The 17,406-nt window shown below is 29.9% G+C and carries 19 protein-coding genes; 13 read left to right on the top strand and 6 right to left on the bottom strand.

Features of this window, described 5'->3' with window-relative positions; translation table 11 throughout:
* Positions 1–185: 185 nt before the first annotated feature.
* The 3 genes from BN2087_RS02475 (at position 186) to BN2087_RS02465 (ending at position 4,096) form a co-directional block, all read left to right on the top strand.
* Positions 186–1,406, top strand: a complete 1,221-nt coding sequence (locus BN2087_RS02475; RefSeq protein ID WP_049690316.1) for a peptidoglycan bridge formation glycyltransferase FemA/FemB family protein — start codon at positions 186–188, stop codon at positions 1,404–1,406.
* Positions 1,407–1,429: 23 nt separating this feature from the next.
* Positions 1,430–2,620 (top strand): peptidoglycan bridge formation glycyltransferase FemA/FemB family protein, encoded by a 1,191-nt coding sequence (locus tag BN2087_RS02470; RefSeq protein ID WP_049690315.1) that lies wholly within the window; start codon positions 1,430–1,432, stop codon positions 2,618–2,620.
* Positions 2,621–2,737: 117 nt separating this feature from the next.
* On the top strand, positions 2,738–4,096 hold the full coding sequence (locus tag BN2087_RS02465) for an MATE family efflux transporter (RefSeq protein WP_049690314.1): 1,359 nt from the start codon (positions 2,738–2,740) through the stop codon (positions 4,094–4,096).
* Between the two features lie 10 nt (positions 4,097–4,106).
* On the opposite strand, the gene BN2087_RS02460 is transcribed toward BN2087_RS02465, so the two are convergent.
* A complete protein-coding gene (locus BN2087_RS02460; protein ID WP_049690313.1) occupies positions 4,107–4,964 on the bottom strand; it encodes a hypothetical protein in 858 nt (285 codons plus the stop codon).
* A 60-nt stretch (positions 4,965–5,024) separates the two neighbouring features.
* Between BN2087_RS02460 and BN2087_RS02455 the strand changes: the two genes are divergently transcribed.
* Entirely contained in the window at positions 5,025–5,681 is a 657-nt protein-coding gene (locus BN2087_RS02455) for a hypothetical protein (RefSeq protein WP_049690312.1), read from the top strand.
* 67 nt (positions 5,682–5,748) lie between these two features.
* Here the strand turns inward: BN2087_RS02455 and BN2087_RS02450 are convergent, their stop codons facing one another.
* Positions 5,749–7,023, bottom strand: a complete 1,275-nt coding sequence (locus tag BN2087_RS02450) for a glucose-6-phosphate isomerase (protein WP_049690311.1) — start codon at positions 7,021–7,023, stop codon at positions 5,749–5,751.
* A 769-nt stretch (positions 7,024–7,792) separates the two neighbouring features.
* Here BN2087_RS02450 and rbr point away from each other — a divergent pair.
* The 4 genes from rbr to nagB all read left to right on the top strand — a co-directional run bounded on the left by rbr (position 7,793) and on the right by nagB (position 10,969).
* Complete coding sequence (gene rbr / locus BN2087_RS02445; RefSeq protein WP_049690310.1) at positions 7,793–8,386, top strand: rubrerythrin; 594 nt, start codon at positions 7,793–7,795, stop codon at positions 8,384–8,386.
* Positions 8,387–8,549: 163 nt separating this feature from the next.
* Positions 8,550–8,819, top strand: a complete 270-nt coding sequence (locus tag BN2087_RS02440) for an ACT domain-containing protein (RefSeq protein ID WP_049690309.1) — start codon at positions 8,550–8,552, stop codon at positions 8,817–8,819.
* A gap of 1 nt (position 8,820) precedes the next feature.
* Complete coding sequence (locus BN2087_RS02435) at positions 8,821–10,176, top strand: PFL family protein (RefSeq protein WP_049690308.1); 1,356 nt, start codon at positions 8,821–8,823, stop codon at positions 10,174–10,176.
* Between the two features lie 70 nt (positions 10,177–10,246).
* On the top strand, positions 10,247–10,969 hold the full coding sequence (gene nagB / locus BN2087_RS02430; protein ID WP_049690307.1) for a glucosamine-6-phosphate deaminase: 723 nt from the start codon (positions 10,247–10,249) through the stop codon (positions 10,967–10,969).
* 79 nt (positions 10,970–11,048) lie between these two features.
* Here nagB and BN2087_RS02425 read toward each other — a convergent pair whose 3' ends face one another.
* From BN2087_RS02425 to BN2087_RS02410, 4 genes are all read right to left on the bottom strand, one after another.
* Positions 11,049–11,525, bottom strand: coding sequence for a hypothetical protein (locus BN2087_RS02425; protein WP_049690306.1), 477 nt, complete (start codon positions 11,523–11,525; stop codon positions 11,049–11,051).
* A 79-nt stretch (positions 11,526–11,604) separates the two neighbouring features.
* Entirely contained in the window at positions 11,605–12,126 is a 522-nt protein-coding gene (locus BN2087_RS02420) for a sigma-70 family RNA polymerase sigma factor (protein ID WP_049690305.1), read from the bottom strand.
* Between the two features lie 617 nt (positions 12,127–12,743).
* Entirely contained in the window at positions 12,744–12,965 is a 222-nt protein-coding gene (locus BN2087_RS02415; RefSeq protein WP_049690304.1) for a DUF2922 domain-containing protein, read from the bottom strand.
* A gap of 15 nt (positions 12,966–12,980) precedes the next feature.
* On the bottom strand, positions 12,981–13,166 hold the full coding sequence (locus BN2087_RS02410; RefSeq protein WP_049690303.1) for a DUF1659 domain-containing protein: 186 nt from the start codon (positions 13,164–13,166) through the stop codon (positions 12,981–12,983).
* Between the two features lie 150 nt (positions 13,167–13,316).
* Here BN2087_RS02410 and BN2087_RS02405 point away from each other — a divergent pair, with 150 nt between their 5' ends.
* From BN2087_RS02405 to BN2087_RS09355, 5 genes are all read left to right on the top strand, one after another.
* Entirely contained in the window at positions 13,317–14,225 is a 909-nt protein-coding gene (locus BN2087_RS02405) for a class C sortase (protein ID WP_049690302.1), read from the top strand.
* Positions 14,209–15,090, top strand: coding sequence for a class C sortase (locus tag BN2087_RS02400; RefSeq protein ID WP_049690301.1), 882 nt, complete (start codon positions 14,209–14,211; stop codon positions 15,088–15,090). The genes BN2087_RS02405 and BN2087_RS02400 overlap by 17 nt, the downstream gene beginning before the upstream one ends.
* Positions 15,059–15,895, top strand: coding sequence for a class C sortase (locus tag BN2087_RS02395; protein WP_049690300.1), 837 nt, complete (start codon positions 15,059–15,061; stop codon positions 15,893–15,895). The genes BN2087_RS02400 and BN2087_RS02395 overlap by 32 nt, the downstream gene beginning before the upstream one ends.
* 590 nt (positions 15,896–16,485) lie before the next feature.
* Positions 16,486–16,968, top strand: coding sequence for a prealbumin-like fold domain-containing protein (locus tag BN2087_RS09360; RefSeq protein ID WP_049690299.1), 483 nt, complete (start codon positions 16,486–16,488; stop codon positions 16,966–16,968).
* Between the two features lie 39 nt (positions 16,969–17,007).
* Entirely contained in the window at positions 17,008–17,253 is a 246-nt protein-coding gene (locus BN2087_RS09355) for an LPXTG cell wall anchor domain-containing protein (protein ID WP_049690298.1), read from the top strand.
* Positions 17,254–17,406: the final 153 nt, after the last annotated feature.

Genomic DNA, 17,406 nt, shown 5'->3' with positions numbered 1-17,406 from the left:
AACTTGTTATAAACTTTATTAAAAGTATAATTATTTGAATATTATAAATAGTAAGATTATTGAATGAATGAGGGCTTCGGCCCTTATTTGTTTGATTAAAATTTTTATTAGCTATTTTAAGATTTTAATCCTTGATGGAATTATTAAATATGATATGATTAGACAGGAAATAAAAGGAAGGTAATATGGAAATTAAAGAAATTTCAAGAGAAGAATTTGATGATTTTTTAAAAAAAATTAGAAATCATTCTTTTTATTCAACCAGTAAAATGGCTAATGTAAAAAGGATAGATTATGCAGATCCAAAACTTCTTGCCTTGGTTGATAATGGGAATATTCTAGCAGTTGGGATGACTCTTATTAGAAAACTTTTTATTAGTGAAAGATTGGATCTTTTTATTGGGGCATACGCTCTTGAAGAAAAATATGAATATATTTTTTATGACAAGTTAAAAGATTACGCCAAAAACATTGGTGCTATAAAATTATTGGTAAAACCTGACAAAATTTACTCTTTTATGGACCAAGAAGGAAATGTTACTTCTTATGCTGACCTTACTTTTGTAGATAAGATGAAAGAGGTTGGCTATATAGAAAATGATGGTTCTGTTATAAATAATTACGGACTTAGTAACTACCAATTTGTAAAAGATATTAGCGAATTTTTGCCAGATGATGAGAAAAAACTTTTAAAATCTTTTAACAACAATGCCAGAAGAAAGATAAAAAAGGCAAAAGAGCATGATATTAGAGTAAGACCTATTAAAAGAGAAGAGTTAGAAGATTTTAAAAAATTAACGGAAGATACAGCAAGAAATCAAGGATTTTCTGATAAGAGTTTAAAATATTATACAAAATTTTTTGATGAATTTAAAGATGATGTCGAGTATTTGACAGCAGAAATAGACTTTGATAGGTCTATAAAAAAATTAAATGATTTAATATCAACTTTAGACCCTAATTCAAAAAAGAATAGTCAAAGAATAAAATCTTTGGAAAAAGACATAAAAGAACTTGAAGAATATAAAAAAGATTCTGATTCTAATATAGTAAATCTTGCAAATATGATTTTGATTTATCAAGAAGATGAGGCCATTTATTTTTATGGGGGATCTATAGAAAAATATCATAAACTTCCAGGAGCTTTTATCCTTCAATATGAGGCAATGCTTAGAACTATGAAAAGAAATTTGCCTATTTATAATTTCTTTGGTGTATTTTTTGAAGGGGAAAGCCACGATATTAATTCTAGTCAGGGAATTTTAAGATTTAAGCAAAACTTTAATGGATATATAATAATGAAATCAGATGCGTTTTTATACTATCCAAATCCTACCAAATATAAGGTATTGATGAAAATAAGATCAATTGGCCATAAAGTTTTAGATAGGTTTATAAAAAAATAAATTTTAGGTAAAGAAAGGTTTATATGATAGTTAAAGAAATATCTAGAAAAGATTACGATGAATTTTTAGAAAAGATAAAATCTTATTCTTTCTTGCAAACAAGTGCAATGAACGAGGTTTTAATAAGTAATAATAGAAAAACAAAACTTTTGGGCCTTGTGGATAATGGAGAAGTTTTGGCAGTAGGTCTTGCTTTTATAAGAAAAATCTATGGTGGAAATAGGATAGATTTAATGGTTGGAGCAAGCGCAGTTGATGAAAATTATGAATATATTTTTTATGATAAGTTGAGAGATTATGTAAAAGAGCTTGACTGTTTGAAATTGGTTATAAAACTTGATAAGGATTATATAATTTATGACCAAGAAGGAAATCCTATTGAACAAAAAGATAGGTCATTTATTGAAAAGATGGAAAAAGCTGGATATAATTCCAATGATAAGTCCATTTTTGTAAATGATGGTTCAGCTGATTATCAATTTGCAAAAGATTTATCCGAATTTTTGCCAGATAAGGAAAAGGACTTATTGAAATCTTTTAATTCAAATGCTAGAAGAAAAATCAAAAAAGCCAAAGACCTTGATATTAATGTTAGACCTCTTAGAAGAGATGAGATTGAAGATTTTAAGGTTTTAACTTTAGAAACTTCAAAAAGACAAGGATTTGGAGATAAGTCGCTAGCATATTATCAAACTTTTTATGATGAGTTTAAAGACAATTCAGAATTTTTGGTTTCAGAAATAGATCTTACCCATTCAATTGAAAAACTTGAAAAAATAGTAGGTGGGATGGATCCTGAGGCGAAAAACAATAAGCAAAGAATTAAATCCTTGCAAAAAGAAATAGATATGTTGAAAGAATTTAGGGAAGATTCTGATGAAGATGTAATTCCCCTAGCAAATATGATTTTAATTTATCTAAAAGACCAAGCGATTTATTTTCTTGGTGGATCTTTGACCAAATATCAAAAATTACCCGGAGCCTTCAAACTTCAATACGAAGCTATGAAAAGAATTTGTAGAAAAAATATTCCTCTATATAATTTTTACGGAATTGATGGAGTATTCGATGGAAGCGACGGAGTTTTGAGATTTAAACAAAATTTCAATGGTTATATTATAAGAAAAGCTGGTGGATTTACCTATTATCCAAACCCAGGCAAATATAAAATACTTGAATTTATCAAAAAGATAAAAAGAAAATTTAAAAAATAAATTACTTTCATTTGATTTTTTAAAAAAAAGAATTAGAATGATTAAGCAAATAGTAGATTAAAAAATAGCGGCTTTTGCCGTTATTTTTCTGTTCTTAAATTAAAGAAAGGAGTTTTGATGGCAGAAGTAAAATCAGAAAAACTTGGGACTATGCCTGAGGGAAAATTGTTGTTTCAAATGAGTCTCCCCATTATAATTTCCATGCTTGTCCAAGCAATTTATAATATTGTTGACTCAATTTTTGTAGCTAGATTATCAGAAACAGCCCTTACGGCTGTAACAATTTCTTTCCCAATTCAAAATATAATTATTGCCTTTAGTGTTGGCTTATCTATTGGTGTTTCGGCACTTTTGTCTAGGTATTTGGGAATGAAAAATGAAAAAAAGGCGAGCATCGTTGCGGTTCACGGTATTATTCTTGCAGGCCTTTTATCCTTGATTTTTGTTTTTATAGCGATATTTTTTGTTGAACCTTTTATAAAAATGCAAACAAATGATCCAAAAATTATTTCATACGGAATTGATTATCTTAAAATAGTTTGTATGCTTTCCTTTGGGGTATTTTTCCAGATATTTTTTGAAAAACTTCTCCAATCAACCGGCCTTACAGTTTATACTATGGTAACCCAAATAATTGGGGCTGTTATAAATATAATTTTAGATCCCATTTTTATTTTTGGACTTTTTGGTTTTCCAAGACTTGAAGTAAAAGGAGCTGCAATTGCAACGGTTACTGGGCAAATTTTGGGGGCTCTTATAGGACTTTTGTTAAATTTAGTAAAAAATAAGGAAGTAAAACTATCTTTCAAAGGATTTTCCATGTCCCATTTGATTTTAAAAGAAATTTTTTCAATTGGACTTCCGGCAGCTTTGATGAATGCAATTACATCCTTTGCAACATTTTTTATAAATACAATTCTTGCAGGCTTTGGCCAATCAGCCATAGCAGTTTATGGGGTAATGTTTAAACTTCAAAGTTTTGAATTTATGCCAGTTTTGGGCATTTCAAATGCAATAGTACCAATAATTTCTTATAATTTTGGGGCGAGAAATAAGGAGAGAATAAAGAAATCAATTAAATTATCAATCACATGGGCAACCTTGATGATAATTTTTGGAATGATAATATTTATGGCCTTTCCAGAGGCGATTTTGAATTTATTTTCAGCCACGCCAAAAATGAAAGAAATAGGAATTCCAATGATTAGAATTGTAGCAATTTCATATTTGCCAGTAGGATTTTCCATAGTCTGTGCCTCAATTTTCCAATCCCTATCAAGTGCAGGCATAGCACTTTTCGAACCTTTTTTAAGGCAATTTATAATATTGTTGCCTTTGATGTATTTTATTGGGCAAAAAACTGGGGATATCGATAAAATCTGGTATTCATTTATAATAGCGGAATTTTTGGCAGGAGCCTATTGTGTATATTTTTTAAGACGAGATTACAAGGAAAAAATAGAAAAAGCAATGTAAAAAAAGGGCATCAGCCCTTTTTTTTGTCTTTATGGATGCCCAAAAATGGGTAATCCAAAAATCCTAATCTTATTTGGAAAAATATTATTGCAAGGAAAAATACCACAAGACCTGTTGCTACATATAAAATTGGTCTTGAAAGATTTAAAAAATCACCCAAAATTATTTTCACAAAAGGGAAGAGGTATAAAAGTCCGCTTAAAAAATATTTTTCAAACTCAACTGGGTATATATTTGTTTTTAAAATTAAATAAATTATCAAAATCACAGAAATGTGAAAGCCGATAAATATTTTGTACTTGTCTATAGCAAGAATTTCTATAAAAAATATTAAAACCGTGATTATATAAAGGTACTTGTTTACTTCTTTTGCAGGTAAAATTCTTGCAAAGGAGAAATAAATAAAAATATAAAAAAGGTAATTTCTATATTCTTTAAGGTCTGGCAAATATTTTGTATTGTAGATTATTAAATAGAGGATTAGACAAATTATCCCAAAGCCCATTGAAAAATAAGACCCAAAAACCTTGGTAGAAAATATTTCTCCTATATATAAGAGAAAAATTCCCACTAAAATTAAATAATTTTTAGAAATTATGGAGATAAAACTATCTTTTACCATATTTATGTTGTAAATATCTACTTTATTTAATAAAATAAGTATAAGGCTTAAAGTTATAAGTGGGATAAAAAAATAAAATACCTTAATATCCTTTTGATTTGAAAATATTACCGCAAAATATGCACACAAATATACAAAATAAAATTCCGTTAAGGTCACTTTATTTATAAATAAGGGTAAATATATTGTAATCAGGGTAAAAATAATTGCTAGTAAATCTGCTATTATTAATTTTTGTTTTTTCATAGTATCACCACTTTGATTATATAATAATATCAGTTTAAAATAAAATTTTTAGGGGAAATTATGGCAAGGAAAAAAAGAAGCGAACGTTTTGCTGAAAAAAATCAAATAGATAAACTTGAAAGAAAAGAAAAGAGGGTCGAAAGAACAAAAAAACCAAAAAAACAAGAAAAAAGAAAAAAAGGAAAGAAAATAAATATCTTTGCTCTTGCCCTTCTTATTCTTATAATCCTAAGTCCTTTATTAATTTATCAAAAATTTATAAACACTCCACAAAGGACCATAAAAAAGGCGGTTGAGTCAATACAAAAATTAGATTACGAGAACCAAGAAAAATACTTTGACAAATTGGTAAAGGTAGAAGATGTATTGAAAGAATCCTATTCAACCGACAAAAAAGAGCAAGAAGAATTTTTAAAGGCAAATTTTTCTAATTTAAAAGTTGATATAATTAGTCAAAAAAAGACCGAAGAAGGCCTAGAAGTAGTAGTTGATGTGACAAATATTTGTTATGTTGATATTTACGATAAATTAGAACACAAAGACGAAGATATACACAAAGAATTTGTAAAAAAATTAAAAAATAAAAATCAAGACAAGCTCACCACAACAGCCAAATTAATCTTGGACAAAAAATTCACCTACTACAAAATCTATGAATCCAGAGATTTTGTAAATGGAATCTTGGGAGGAGCCTTGAAATATTCAGATATTGAATAAAAACAAAAAGCTGTAGTATCCCTACAGCTTTTTTTGTAAAACACATATATATTCTTAAAATTTAATTTTAATATCCAGGCTTACCCAATAATTTAAACATTTGAGATTTATATTCTTCAACTCCAGGTTGGTTGAAAGGATTAACACCTTGCATGTATCCACTTACACCAACAACAATTTCAAAGAAATAGAATAATTCTCCCAAACTTTGGGCAGAAACATCATCAAGACTTAACAAAATATTTGGAACATTTCCCTTAACATGGGCAATAATTGTTCCCTCCATTGCCTTTTCATTAACAAAAGACATTTTTTTGCCAGCAAGATAATTCAAACCATCAAGATTTTCCTCATCTTCTATAATAGTAAGGTCCTTATCAGCATTTTCAACCTTCAAAACAGTTTCAAATAAATTTCTCTTACCATCTTGGATCATTTGGCCCACAGAGTGAAGATCAGTTGTATTATTTACAGAAACAGGGAAAATTCCCTTTCCATCCTTACCTTCACTTTCAGCAAATAATTGCTTCCACCATTCAGAAACATATTTTAATTTTGGCTCATAATTTACCAAAACCTCAATATCTTTTCCATTATCATTTAACATATTTCTAATAGCTGCATATTGAATTGCCACATTTTCATCAAAAGAATCTTTAGTATAATTTTCAATACCCTTTTTAAATCCTTGGACAAATTCATCTATATCAACTCCAGCTACACACAATGGTAAAAGACCAACAGCAGAAATTACAGAAAATCTTCCACCAATATCATCAGGAACAACAAAAGTTTCATAGCCTTCCTTTGTAGCCAAATCTTTTAAAGCTCCCTTTTGTCTATCAGTTGTAACAAATATCCTTTCCCTAGCTTCTTCTTTTCCATATTTTTCTTCTAATAATTCTTTTACAAATCTAAAGGCAATAGCAGGTTCAGTAGTAGTACCAGATTTTGAAATTACATTAATAGAAAATTCCTTTTCCTTTAGATAATCCAAAAGATCGTGCAAATATTCCCCAGAAATTTGATGACCAGCATAAATTAATTCAGTCTTATCATTTTTTGGAAAATATCCTTTCATAGCATAATCTACAGCTTTTGTGCCAAGATAAGATCCTCCAATTCCAATAGTTACCAAACAATCAGAATTGTTTTGGATTTTTTTGCTAGCTTCTTTAATTCTTTCATATTCCTCAACGTCTAGGTTATTAGGCCTATCAATCCAACCCAAAAAGTCATTTCCTTCTCCATCTTTGTTCATCAAAGTAGAAAAAGCATCAAGACTTTTTTCCTTATAAGAGTTAAGATTTGATAAGTCAACATTATTAAAGTTTATTTTCATTACAAATCCTCCTTTTGATAAATTATACCCAAAAAGAAATAATATGGAAATTTAATTTAAAAATTTAGATAAATAATAAAAAAGGAAAAATTTTAAATCAAGAGTAAACACAGGCATAAAAAAGTGTGCAAAAAAATTTTTGTTAGAAGACATGCAAATACACGGTAAAATTCTAATAAAAAGGAAAATGAAAATACATAATTAATGAAGAGATCTCTCGACTCATTACATACGATAAATCGGGATAAACAACCGAAATCAACGGTTGTTTATCCGCTCGAGATGGGTTTAACTTCGCTTATTTATATTGGAAATATAAATTATAAAAATAATAAAATTTCCTTAATAAGAAACCGATAAAAAAACTCTAGCAAAGAACTCAAAACTTTAGCAATTAAAAAAATCCAACCCACACCCATCTCGAGCCGATAAATATGCCTTGATTTGGCATATTTATCCCTAAAATTAGTGCGAGAGCACGGAAAAGTTTGCGAAGCAAACGGGTTTTAGTGTCGAGAGATCTCCAGCAAAAAACAAAATAAACATAAAATATTTTCCTTGAATAAAACTTAAAAAATTAAATCCAAAAATAATAAAACATATGCCTTAAAAATAAGAAAAACTTCTCAAATTGATAATGATAATAAAAATCAATTTTTAGAATGATTAAAACTTTAGAATCATTCTTGACAAATAAAATAAATAGGATATACTAATAATTGTAAAGACGAAACGGTTACATAAAGTTATTAATAGAAAGGACTTACATATGCCAGAATTAAAAGGAACAAAAACAGCTAGCAATTTAATTACATCTTTTGCAGGTGAATCTCAAGCAACAATGAGATACAACATTGCAGCAAAAATTGCTAAAAAAGAAGGATACGTTCAAATTCAAGAAATTTTTGAAGAAACAGCAAGAAACGAACAAGAACACGCTAAAGTATTCTACAAATATTTAAAAGAAGAATTCAAATTAGATGCAATTGAATTAAATCCAGATTATACAGCTTTCCCAGTTGTATACCATGATACATTAACAAACCTTGAAGGTGCAATCGGTGGAGAAAATGAAGAAGCTGAAGATATGTATCCATCATTTGCAAAAGTTGCAAGAGAAGAAGGATTTGAAGAAATAGCAAGAAGTTGGGAACACATTGCTCATGTAGAAGCTGGTCACAGAGATAGATATCAAAAATTACATGACAATATCGAAAATGGCAAAGTATTTGAAAAAGAAGAAAAAATTACTTGGAAATGCCTAAACTGTGGATACCTTTACGAAGGTAAAAAAGCTCCAAAGATTTGTCCAGCTTGTAAACATCCACAAGACTTCTTTGAAGTTGCAAACTTTAACTATTAATAAGTAAACATATACACGAAATAAAAAATAAAAAAATAAAAAATTAGAATCTTTCAAAAAAAATCCTGCTTATGGCGGGATTTTTTTTGTCCAAAATTAGAAAATATTTAAATATTTGCTCTAATGTGCTAAAATACTTATAAGATAACAAAAGGAGATTAGTATGAAAGCTATTTTAACAATAATTGGAAATGACAAACCGGGCATAGTTTATAAGGTGAGCGAATTACTTTATAAATTTAACATGAATATTTTAGATTTTAACCAAACTATAATGGAGAAAAATTTTGTTGGTATTATGAATGTTGACTTGACAAATGCTAACGAATCTTTTGAAACTATAAAAGATGAACTTACAAAGTTGGGTGAAGAAATCGGCCTTGAACTAAGACTTCAAAATGAAGATCTTTTTGATAAGATGGCAAGGATTTAATATGGATACAAAACAAATTATTGAAACTATAAAAATGCTCGACCAAGAACACCTTGATATTAGAACCATAACTATGGGAATTTCTCTTCTTGATTGCGCTGATAGTGATTATAAAAAATCTTGCCAAAAAATTTATGACAAGATGATGAAAGAAACTGAAAATTTCATCAAAACTACTAAACTTGTCCAAGAAATTTATGGTGTTCCTATAATTAATAATAGGATTTCCGTAACACCAATTTCTCTTGTTGCAGCAAGTTCAAAAATTGATGATTATACACCTTATGCAGAAGTTTTGGACAAGGTTGCTAAGGAAGTTGGCGTAGATTTTATAGGAGGATTTTCTGCCCTAGTTCATAAATCTATGACAAAATCCGATAAAATTTTAATAAATTCTATTCCTAATGCTCTTGCTACTACTGATTATGTGTGCTCATCTGTAAATGTTGGTTCAACAAGGTCAGGTATAAACCTTGATGCTGTAAAACTTTTGGGTGAAAAAATCAAAGAATTGGCAAAATTAACCAAGGACCAAGATTCTCTTGGTTGTGCAAAATTTGTTGCCTTTGCAAATGCAGTTGAAGACAATCCTTTTATGGCAGGATCTTTTCTTGGAGTAGGTGAAGGCGATACAGTTATAAACGTTGGAGTTTCAGGACCTGGAGTTGTAAAAGCTGCTATTGAAAAAGATAGGGGAAAACCAATCAACGAAGTTTATGAAACAATCAAAAAAACAGCCTTCAAAATAACAAGAATGGGCGATTTGATCGGACGTGATGTTGCAAAAAGACTTGGAAAAGAATTTGGAATTTTGGATCTTTCCCTTGCCCCAACACCTGCAATTGGTGATAGTGTTGGAAGAATTTTGGAAGAAATTGGAATTGAAAATGTTGGAGGACACGGAACAACAGCTGCCCTTGCCATGTTAAATGATGCAGTAAAAAAAGGAGGCCTTATGGCATCATCATCAGTCGGAGGACTTTCTGGAGCATTTATCCCAGTAAGTGAAGACGAAGGCATGATAAAGGCTGCCCAAGCTGGACATTTGACTTTCGATAAACTTGAAGCCATGACCTCAGTTTGCTCAGTTGGCCTTGATATGATTGCAATTCCTGGCGATACACCAGCTTCAACAATTTCTGCTATGATTTTAGATGAAGCTTCTATTGGAGTTATAAATCAAAAAACTACAGCAGTTAGGGTTATTCCAGTTTATGGCAAGAAAAAAGGAGAGTTTGCAGAATTTGGAGGACTTTTGGGCTATGCACCAATAATGGAAATAAATAATTCAAGTGCAGAAAAACTAGTAAATAGGGGAGGAAGAATTCCAGCTCCAGTTCATTCATTTAAAAATTAACTCAAATCTTTTAAAAAAATAAAAGTCTAGTAAAATACTATTATTAATAAGAAAAGATAAAGGAGAAAAAATGAAAGTAATAGTTTCAGATTCATATGAAGAATTATCAAAAAAGGCAGCTGAGCTTTTTATAAGCATTCTACAAGAAAAACCTCAATCAAAATTGGGCCTTGCAACAGGTTCATCACCAATAGGCCTATATAAAAACCTAATAAAGGCACAAAAAGAAGGAGAAATTTCCTTTCATTGGGCAAAAACAATAAATTTAGATGAGTACGTAGGAATTGATCCAAAAGATGACCAATCCTACCAAACATTTATGAATGAAAATTTATTTGACCACGTAAATATCAAAAAAGAAAACATCCACCTTCCAAAAGCAGATACAAATGATGAAAAATACGCAGAAGAATACAATAAATTATTAGATGATTTTGGAACAAGAGATCTACAAGTTCTAGGCCTTGGACCAAACGGCCACATAGCCTTCAACGAACCAGGAGAATTTTTAAACAAAAGAACCTCAATAATAAAACTTGCAGATGCAACAATCGAAGCAAACTCAAGATTTTTCAAATCAAAAGAAGATGTTCCAAAATACGCCATATCAATGGGAATGGCAGATGCCTTCAATGCAAAAACTCTAATAGTAATTGCAAGCGGAAAAAATAAAAAAGAAGTAGTAAAAAAAATAATAGAAGGAAAAGAAATCTCACCAGATTTCCCAGCCTCCTTCCTATCACTTCACCCAAATTGCTACCTATTTGTAGACAAAGAAGCAATGGGAGAATAAAAAAATGCTCTTGTAGAAAAAATACATCTCTACAAGAGCATTTTTATTTTTAATTTCAACAAATTTCAAAAAGATAAAATCAAAGTGCAATTTCATCAACAAAATCCACAGACTTTCTCATTTTAGACAAATCTCTGGCAAATTTCATATACATAATCTTGCTAGCATTGTTAAAATTATTTTTCAAAGCCCTGTCCCTATTAAGACTTGAAAGAGTCATCCCGTTTTTAAGGATAATTGTAGAATTTTCAATGTTTTTCACATAATAACAATTGACAAAACCACGCCTTAAATCATCATTATCAGTTTGGTTGATTTTAAAAGGAAAAAATACATTAAAAGCATCAATACAATAGGGCAAATTCCTAGAAACCTTGAGAATTTCTCTCATATTTTTGTGCATGAGCTTAATGGAAATTGACCTTTTGCTTGCCAAATGTTTCAAAAAAATCTCACAAGATCTCCTATCAACAAAAACTTTCGAATTTGTATAAATTTCACATCCCACACCAAAACCCTTGATTTCAGTAGGAAGAATAGCTACAATCCTGTCCATAAATCCTCCTTTCCTAAAAGAAGAAAGACTTCTCTAGACATTAAGTGTACAATAAAATACAAATTAAGTCAATAACAGACTAAATCAAATCATGATCAACAAAATATTTTCTCAATTTTCTAACAATATTATAATGATAATTAGTAATAGACTTTGTAGAAAGATTCAAAAGCTTAGCAATTTCCTTGTGAGGCAAATTTTTATCATATTTCAAATACAAAATCTCTCTTTCCTGTTTTTTCAAAGTTTTAATAGCCTTAAAAAGCTCCTCTATTTCAATATTTTTAATAAATTCATCCTCAAGGGAAAAATCATCCTCAATTTTTTCAATAATTTCATTCCCCTTCATATCCCTATCATTTAAAGAGCTTACCCTTTCCTTTTTACACTCATTCAAAAAATAAAAATAAAGTCTATACTTCAAATATCCACCGAAAGATCCCTTATCAGGATCAAAATCCAAAACAATATCAAAAACCATATCCCTCGCCATGATATAAGCCTCATTCTTGTCAAAAATCGGAAACCTATTAGCCATAGAAAGCAAAAGAGGCTGGTATTTTTCAATAATCGCATTCAAATTTTCTATACATATTTTCATAAAATTTTCCTAACTGCGATCGCTTAAATTTGTCGACACCATAATTCTAGTAAAAATTTCAAAAAAAGTTTAATAAGATAAAAGCCAATAAAAAGGAAAAAATAAGGCTAAAAGAGTTTTGCCAAGGTTAAAATTAAAATAGATGGAATATGAGGTGAAAATTTATATATAAAATTACTAAAGAAAAAAATAAATTTAAATACAAAAAAAAACAGGAGATTTCTCGACAAGCTCGAGATGGGTAACTGATTTATGCAATTAGAAACTTAGAATTAACGTAATATTGTATTTATTAATTTAAATTTTAAAATAAAAAATAGCTAATTCAAAAATAAAAACTTTAGCAATAAATTAATATAATAATCACCCATCTCGAGCCTAGTCGAGAGATCTCATTAATTTTGTAAATAAAATATTAAAATTTATTCTTGAATTAAAAATAAAAAATAAATAAAATACAGATACAAAGACTTTAGCAATAAAAAAAATCTAACCCAAACCCATATCGGGCCTAGTCGAGAGATCTCATTAATTTTGTAAATATAATATTAAAATAAATTCCTTGAATTATCTAAAAATATCAATATAAAAAAACCGGGAAGTCCCCGGTTTTTCTTCTAGCCTATGTTAAAATCTTCTCTTGATACGCTTTCCATATAAGCCTTATTTATTGCGCTTATTTTTCCTTCTTTTGTTTGGAGGACTTTTGAATTTACCATTGCCTCCATTTGTGCTTTTACTACTTGGTCGTTTAAATCTGCCTTTGGATGGTCGATACTTACCATCTTTGTTTTTCCTTTTGCATCTTTAAATGATAATTTTAGGGTTTTAATTTGCATATTTTCTCCTTTCTATTATTTGATTTCTTCTTCTATTATTTTTTCAAATCTAGATGATTCAACTTCGCTTAGGGCAATGTATGCATTTGCGAAGTTTTTTAGCTCTTCGTTTGTAAGAGTCTTGTCAAGATTTGAAAAAGTTCTAGATAATTTTTTTAGCTCTTGTCCGTCGTTTACTTCAAATTTAATTCTTAGTTTCATATTATCGCTCCTTTCATATATAGATAAGAAAAATTTGAGAAATGTCCATAAATTTTTATGATTTTTTTCGCTTTTACAAAAAATCCTTTATTTATAAGTATTTTTGGTGTAAGATTAATTCGAGTAAGAAATTTAAATTATGGTGATAAAATGAAAAATAAAAATAAAAAATCGAAAAAATCCAATATTTTGTGGAAATTTATATTTTTGGTGGGAATTCTTGTCCTTTTGTATCCAATAATATCAAGATTTTACTATAGAATTGATTCAAATAACCAAGTTGAGGTTTTTAACCAAGGGAAATCAAAACTTGATAAGGAAGAAATCCAAAGAAGAATTGGTCTTGCCAAAGCCTACAACGATTCTTTGTCAGGCGGACCTACAACTGATCCTTTTACTGAAAAAAGATACAAGGAAGGTAGGAAAGAATATGCAAGGATGCTTGAAGTTGAGGAGATGATTGGCCATGTCGAGATTCCAAAAATAAACCAAGATCTTCCAATTTATGCTGGAACGAGTGAGGATGTTTTGCAAAAAGGCGTGGGCCATTTGGAAGGAACATCTCTACCAATTGGTGGAAATAATACCCACACAGTTTTAACAGCTCACAGAGGCCTTCCAGAAAAAACTCTTTTTACAAACTTAAACGAGCTTGAAGTTGGCGATAAATTTTATATTCACAATATAGAAAAAACTTTGGCCTACCAAGTTGATCAAATTAAAGTTATAGAGCCAAGTAATTTCGAAGATCTTATGATTGCACCGGGCCACGATTATGCGACCCTTTTGACCTGTACTCCTTTTATGATAAATTCTCACAGACTTTTAGTCAGAGGTCACAGGGTAGAATATGTAGAAAGTGTAGATGAAGAATTGATTAAAGAAAACAAAACAAATTGGATATTTAGAATTTTATTCTTCTTAGCCTTGATTATAATTATTATCCTCTTGTGGAGAATTAGAAAATTGAGGAAAGAAAACAAAAAAACATCCAGTAAAATTGATCAAATAAAAGAAAAACTAGATAAGCTAGGTGAAAATAATGAGAAGAAAGACTGATTTAAAGAAAAATCTTCCCTTTATCCTAATATTTTTGCTTGGATTTTTGATTTTTTCCTATCCTTTCATAAGCCAAAAATTTTATGAAATTAAGGCTAATGATGAAATTGTAATTTTTAATAAAGAAAAAGAAAAAATTGATAAAAAAGAATTAGAAAGAAGGATGGAGCTTGCAAGAATTTACAACCAAACTCTTGACCCATCAAAACTTGTAGACCCATATGATAAAAAAGTAAAAGATGCTAGGGCAGAATATGCAAAAATGCTAGAAGTTCACGAAATGTTGGGCCATATAGAAATCCCAAAAATTGCAGTCGACCTTCCAATTTACGCTGGAACAAGCGATGAAGTTTTGGAAAAAGGGGCAGGCCACTTGGAAGGAACTTCCCTTCCAATTGGGGGCGAATCAACCCACACAGTTATAACCGCCCACAGGGGTCTTCCAAATGCACTTTTATTTAGAAATCTAAACCAAATGACAGAAGGCGATATATTTTATATCCACAATATAAAAGAAACTTTGGCATACAAGGTCGATAAAATTCAAGTAGTAGAACCATCAAATTTTGAACCGATTTTGGTTGTAGAAAAAAAAGACTACGCAACCCTTTTGACCTGTACGCCCTATATGATAAATTCCCACAGACTATTGGTAAGAGGATACAGGATTCCTTACACCCAAGCCATAGACGACGGATCAGCCAACACGCCAAGGCTAAAACCAAACTTTTTCCAATTGTTTTTAGTACTTTTGCCAATACTATTATTTACCATAATGGTATATCTAAGAGAAAAGAGAAATTCCAAAATAATGAAAATGGAGGTAATAAAAATTGAAAAGCAAATCAAAGAAAAAGAAATTTAAAATTTTAGGCTTCATTTTGATAATTTTTGGCCTAATAACCCTAGCCTTTCCATTTTCAAGAAGGATTTACTCAAATATAGAAAACAAACAAAATATTCAAAGAGTAATAGAAGCCCAAAAAAAGGACGAAAAATTTGACCAAGTCGAAGAAAAAGCCAAAGAATACAACGAAATAGTAAAAAAATCCGACATATCCATGGTAGATCCCTTTACAAGCAAAAATTTGGGATCGGTAAATATACTTGATAATCAAGATGAAATATTTGCCTACTTGGTCATACCAAAAATAAATGTTAATTTGCCTATATTTTTGGATGCAAGCTATGACCACATGCTAAAAGGAGTTGGCCAAGTCTCAGGAACATCAATTCCAGTCGGAGGAAAATCAACCAGAAGCGTTTTGGCAGGACACAGAGGTTGGTGGACAGATATATTTTTACTCTACGTAAATGACTTAGTAGAAGGAGACAGGTTTTATATAAAAAGAGGAGAAAAAACCCTAACCTATGAGGTTTTTTCAAAAGAAGTAATAAGCCCATACGATTGGGAAAAACTAACAGTAGTAGACGGAGAAGACATAGTAACAATCCTAACCTGTACCCCATATCCAGCCTTCACCCACAGGCTTTTGATAAATGCAAGAAGAGTAGAAGAAAAAGAAGAAGAAGCCACAAATAAAATCGAAACAACACAAATAAGTAAAAACGTAAAAATTACAAATTATCTGTATATAGGATTTTTAATAATAGACTTTATTTTGCTAGTATTCGTAATAATAAAATTAATAAAAACAATATTAAGATAAAATACTAAAAATTAATAAAGAACCCAAAACCCATTCCAAGCGACAAGGAATGGGTTTTATTTTGGAAAATTTTATAAAGGAAAAATAATGAAACTATTATTAGGATAAAAACAAAGAATTTAGAAAATAATCAATCAAACCAAAACCCATCTCGATCAGATAAATATGCTTTGATTTGGCATATTTATCCCTAAAACCAAGTGCGAAAGCGCTGAGAAATCTCGTTGAAAAATTTGGAAAAAAATAAAAGCCAGAGGAGAAATCCAAAGAAAATAAAAAATAAAGATCCAAGTCTACGTAATAGATCTCTCGACTAGGATCGAGATGGGTAATTGATAGATGCACTCTTTATCTTCAAATAGATTTAATCTTCTATTTATTAAATTCAAAATTAGAAATGAAAACTGGAATACAAAATAAAAAATAGCAGATTAAATAAAAAAATTAAAAACAAAACAAAAATAACTGATTAAATAAAAAATGGAAAGAAAAATAAGACAAAAACCATAAAAAAAACAAGCGTATCATAACCCATCTCGACTAAAGGAGCTGATGTCGACGCTGAAAGAGAATATCAATTTATAGTAGATATGCCATACAAAGACGACACTAGAATAGGTGCCAAGGCAACTTATGATGTAGGATTAGTTGATAAAAACACAGGCAAAGTCACATTTGAAACTAAAGAAAGTTCAACAAGCCTAGATAAATATGCAACAAAAGAAAATCTAACAATATCAAATGATAATGTAGATATGAAAGCATACAAAGATGGTGATACAAACAAATATCTAGCCCGTGATATCAACCTAATCACAACCGATATAGGCAACATCAAACAACCATCAATCTACTTCAAAAAGGTAGACGCTAATGATAAAACAGCCCTAAAGGGAGCTGAGTTCAAACTTCAAAAGAAGATTGATAATGCCTATGTTGATATTAATGAAAAGGGCGAACAAGATACTGTCTTAACATCAAAATGGACATCAACCTCTGAAGAGAAGGGTCATTTTGGATTTAGTAATATTCCTGATGGCGAATATCAAATTTTTGAAACAAAAGCTCCGTAAGGATATGCACTTGTTGAAAAAATAGTCTTCAAATTTGTTGTGAAAAATGGTAAAATAGAATATAAGAAAGAAAACGATAATAACATTCCTAAAATTGAAGTGAAACTTGAAAAAGAAAACAAAGAAAATTCAGATTCAAACAGATTTTTAATCACAAACGAAAAGGCACAATATCCTTCAACGGGTGGACCTGGAGTTTGGATTGGATTTACTGTAATAGGACTGTTGGTAATGTTTGTCGCGGTATTGACCTATTGGAAAAGAAGAGATAAACTAAAAGTATAAAAATAGTTAATTAACCTTGGCCCACAGTAAGCCTGTGGGCTCACAGGGTAAATTATAAATGTCGGAACGTTTCTAGTATAAATCTTGAAATACAGTTTATACATAATTGATAGGCGAAAGCCAAAACATATCAAGGCAAATTGACAAAAAAAT

The organism is Anaerococcus jeddahensis, assembly GCF_001182725.1.
GTDB classification, from domain to species: Bacteria; Bacillota; Clostridia; order Tissierellales; family Peptoniphilaceae; genus Anaerococcus; species Anaerococcus jeddahensis.
This window is presented reverse-complemented; position numbering and strand designations above follow the sequence as displayed.

What these genes read in the sequence shown, in the direction of transcription:
- BN2087_RS02475 (WP_049690316.1), top strand. Translation starts at nt 186, where the DNA reads ATGGAAATTAAAGAAATTTCAAGAGAAGAATTTGATGATTTTTTAAAA.
- BN2087_RS02470 (WP_049690315.1), top strand. Translation starts at nt 1,430, where the DNA reads ATGATAGTTAAAGAAATATCTAGAAAAGATTACGATGAATTTTTAGAA.
- BN2087_RS02465 (WP_049690314.1), top strand. Translation starts at nt 2,738, where the DNA reads ATGGCAGAAGTAAAATCAGAAAAACTTGGGACTATGCCTGAGGGAAAA.
- BN2087_RS02460 (WP_049690313.1), bottom strand. Translation starts at nt 4,964, where the DNA reads ATGAAAAAACAAAAATTAATAATAGCAGATTTACTAGCAATTATTTTT.
- BN2087_RS02455 (WP_049690312.1), top strand. Translation starts at nt 5,025, where the DNA reads ATGGCAAGGAAAAAAAGAAGCGAACGTTTTGCTGAAAAAAATCAAATA.
- BN2087_RS02450 (WP_049690311.1), bottom strand. Translation starts at nt 7,023, where the DNA reads ATGAAAATAAACTTTAATAATGTTGACTTATCAAATCTTAACTCTTAT.
- rbr (WP_049690310.1), top strand. Translation starts at nt 7,793, where the DNA reads ATGCCAGAATTAAAAGGAACAAAAACAGCTAGCAATTTAATTACATCT.
- BN2087_RS02440 (WP_049690309.1), top strand. Translation starts at nt 8,550, where the DNA reads ATGAAAGCTATTTTAACAATAATTGGAAATGACAAACCGGGCATAGTT.
- BN2087_RS02435 (WP_049690308.1), top strand. Translation starts at nt 8,821, where the DNA reads ATGGATACAAAACAAATTATTGAAACTATAAAAATGCTCGACCAAGAA.
- nagB (WP_049690307.1), top strand. Translation starts at nt 10,247, where the DNA reads ATGAAAGTAATAGTTTCAGATTCATATGAAGAATTATCAAAAAAGGCA.
- BN2087_RS02425 (WP_049690306.1), bottom strand. Translation starts at nt 11,525, where the DNA reads ATGGACAGGATTGTAGCTATTCTTCCTACTGAAATCAAGGGTTTTGGT.
- BN2087_RS02420 (WP_049690305.1), bottom strand. Translation starts at nt 12,126, where the DNA reads ATGAAAATATGTATAGAAAATTTGAATGCGATTATTGAAAAATACCAG.
- BN2087_RS02415 (WP_049690304.1), bottom strand. Translation starts at nt 12,965, where the DNA reads ATGCAAATTAAAACCCTAAAATTATCATTTAAAGATGCAAAAGGAAAA.
- BN2087_RS02410 (WP_049690303.1), bottom strand. Translation starts at nt 13,166, where the DNA reads ATGAAACTAAGAATTAAATTTGAAGTAAACGACGGACAAGAGCTAAAA.
- BN2087_RS02405 (WP_049690302.1), top strand. Translation starts at nt 13,317, where the DNA reads ATGAAAAATAAAAATAAAAAATCGAAAAAATCCAATATTTTGTGGAAA.
- BN2087_RS02400 (WP_049690301.1), top strand. Translation starts at nt 14,209, where the DNA reads ATGAGAAGAAAGACTGATTTAAAGAAAAATCTTCCCTTTATCCTAATA.
- BN2087_RS09360 (WP_049690299.1), top strand. Translation starts at nt 16,486, where the DNA reads ATGCCATACAAAGACGACACTAGAATAGGTGCCAAGGCAACTTATGAT.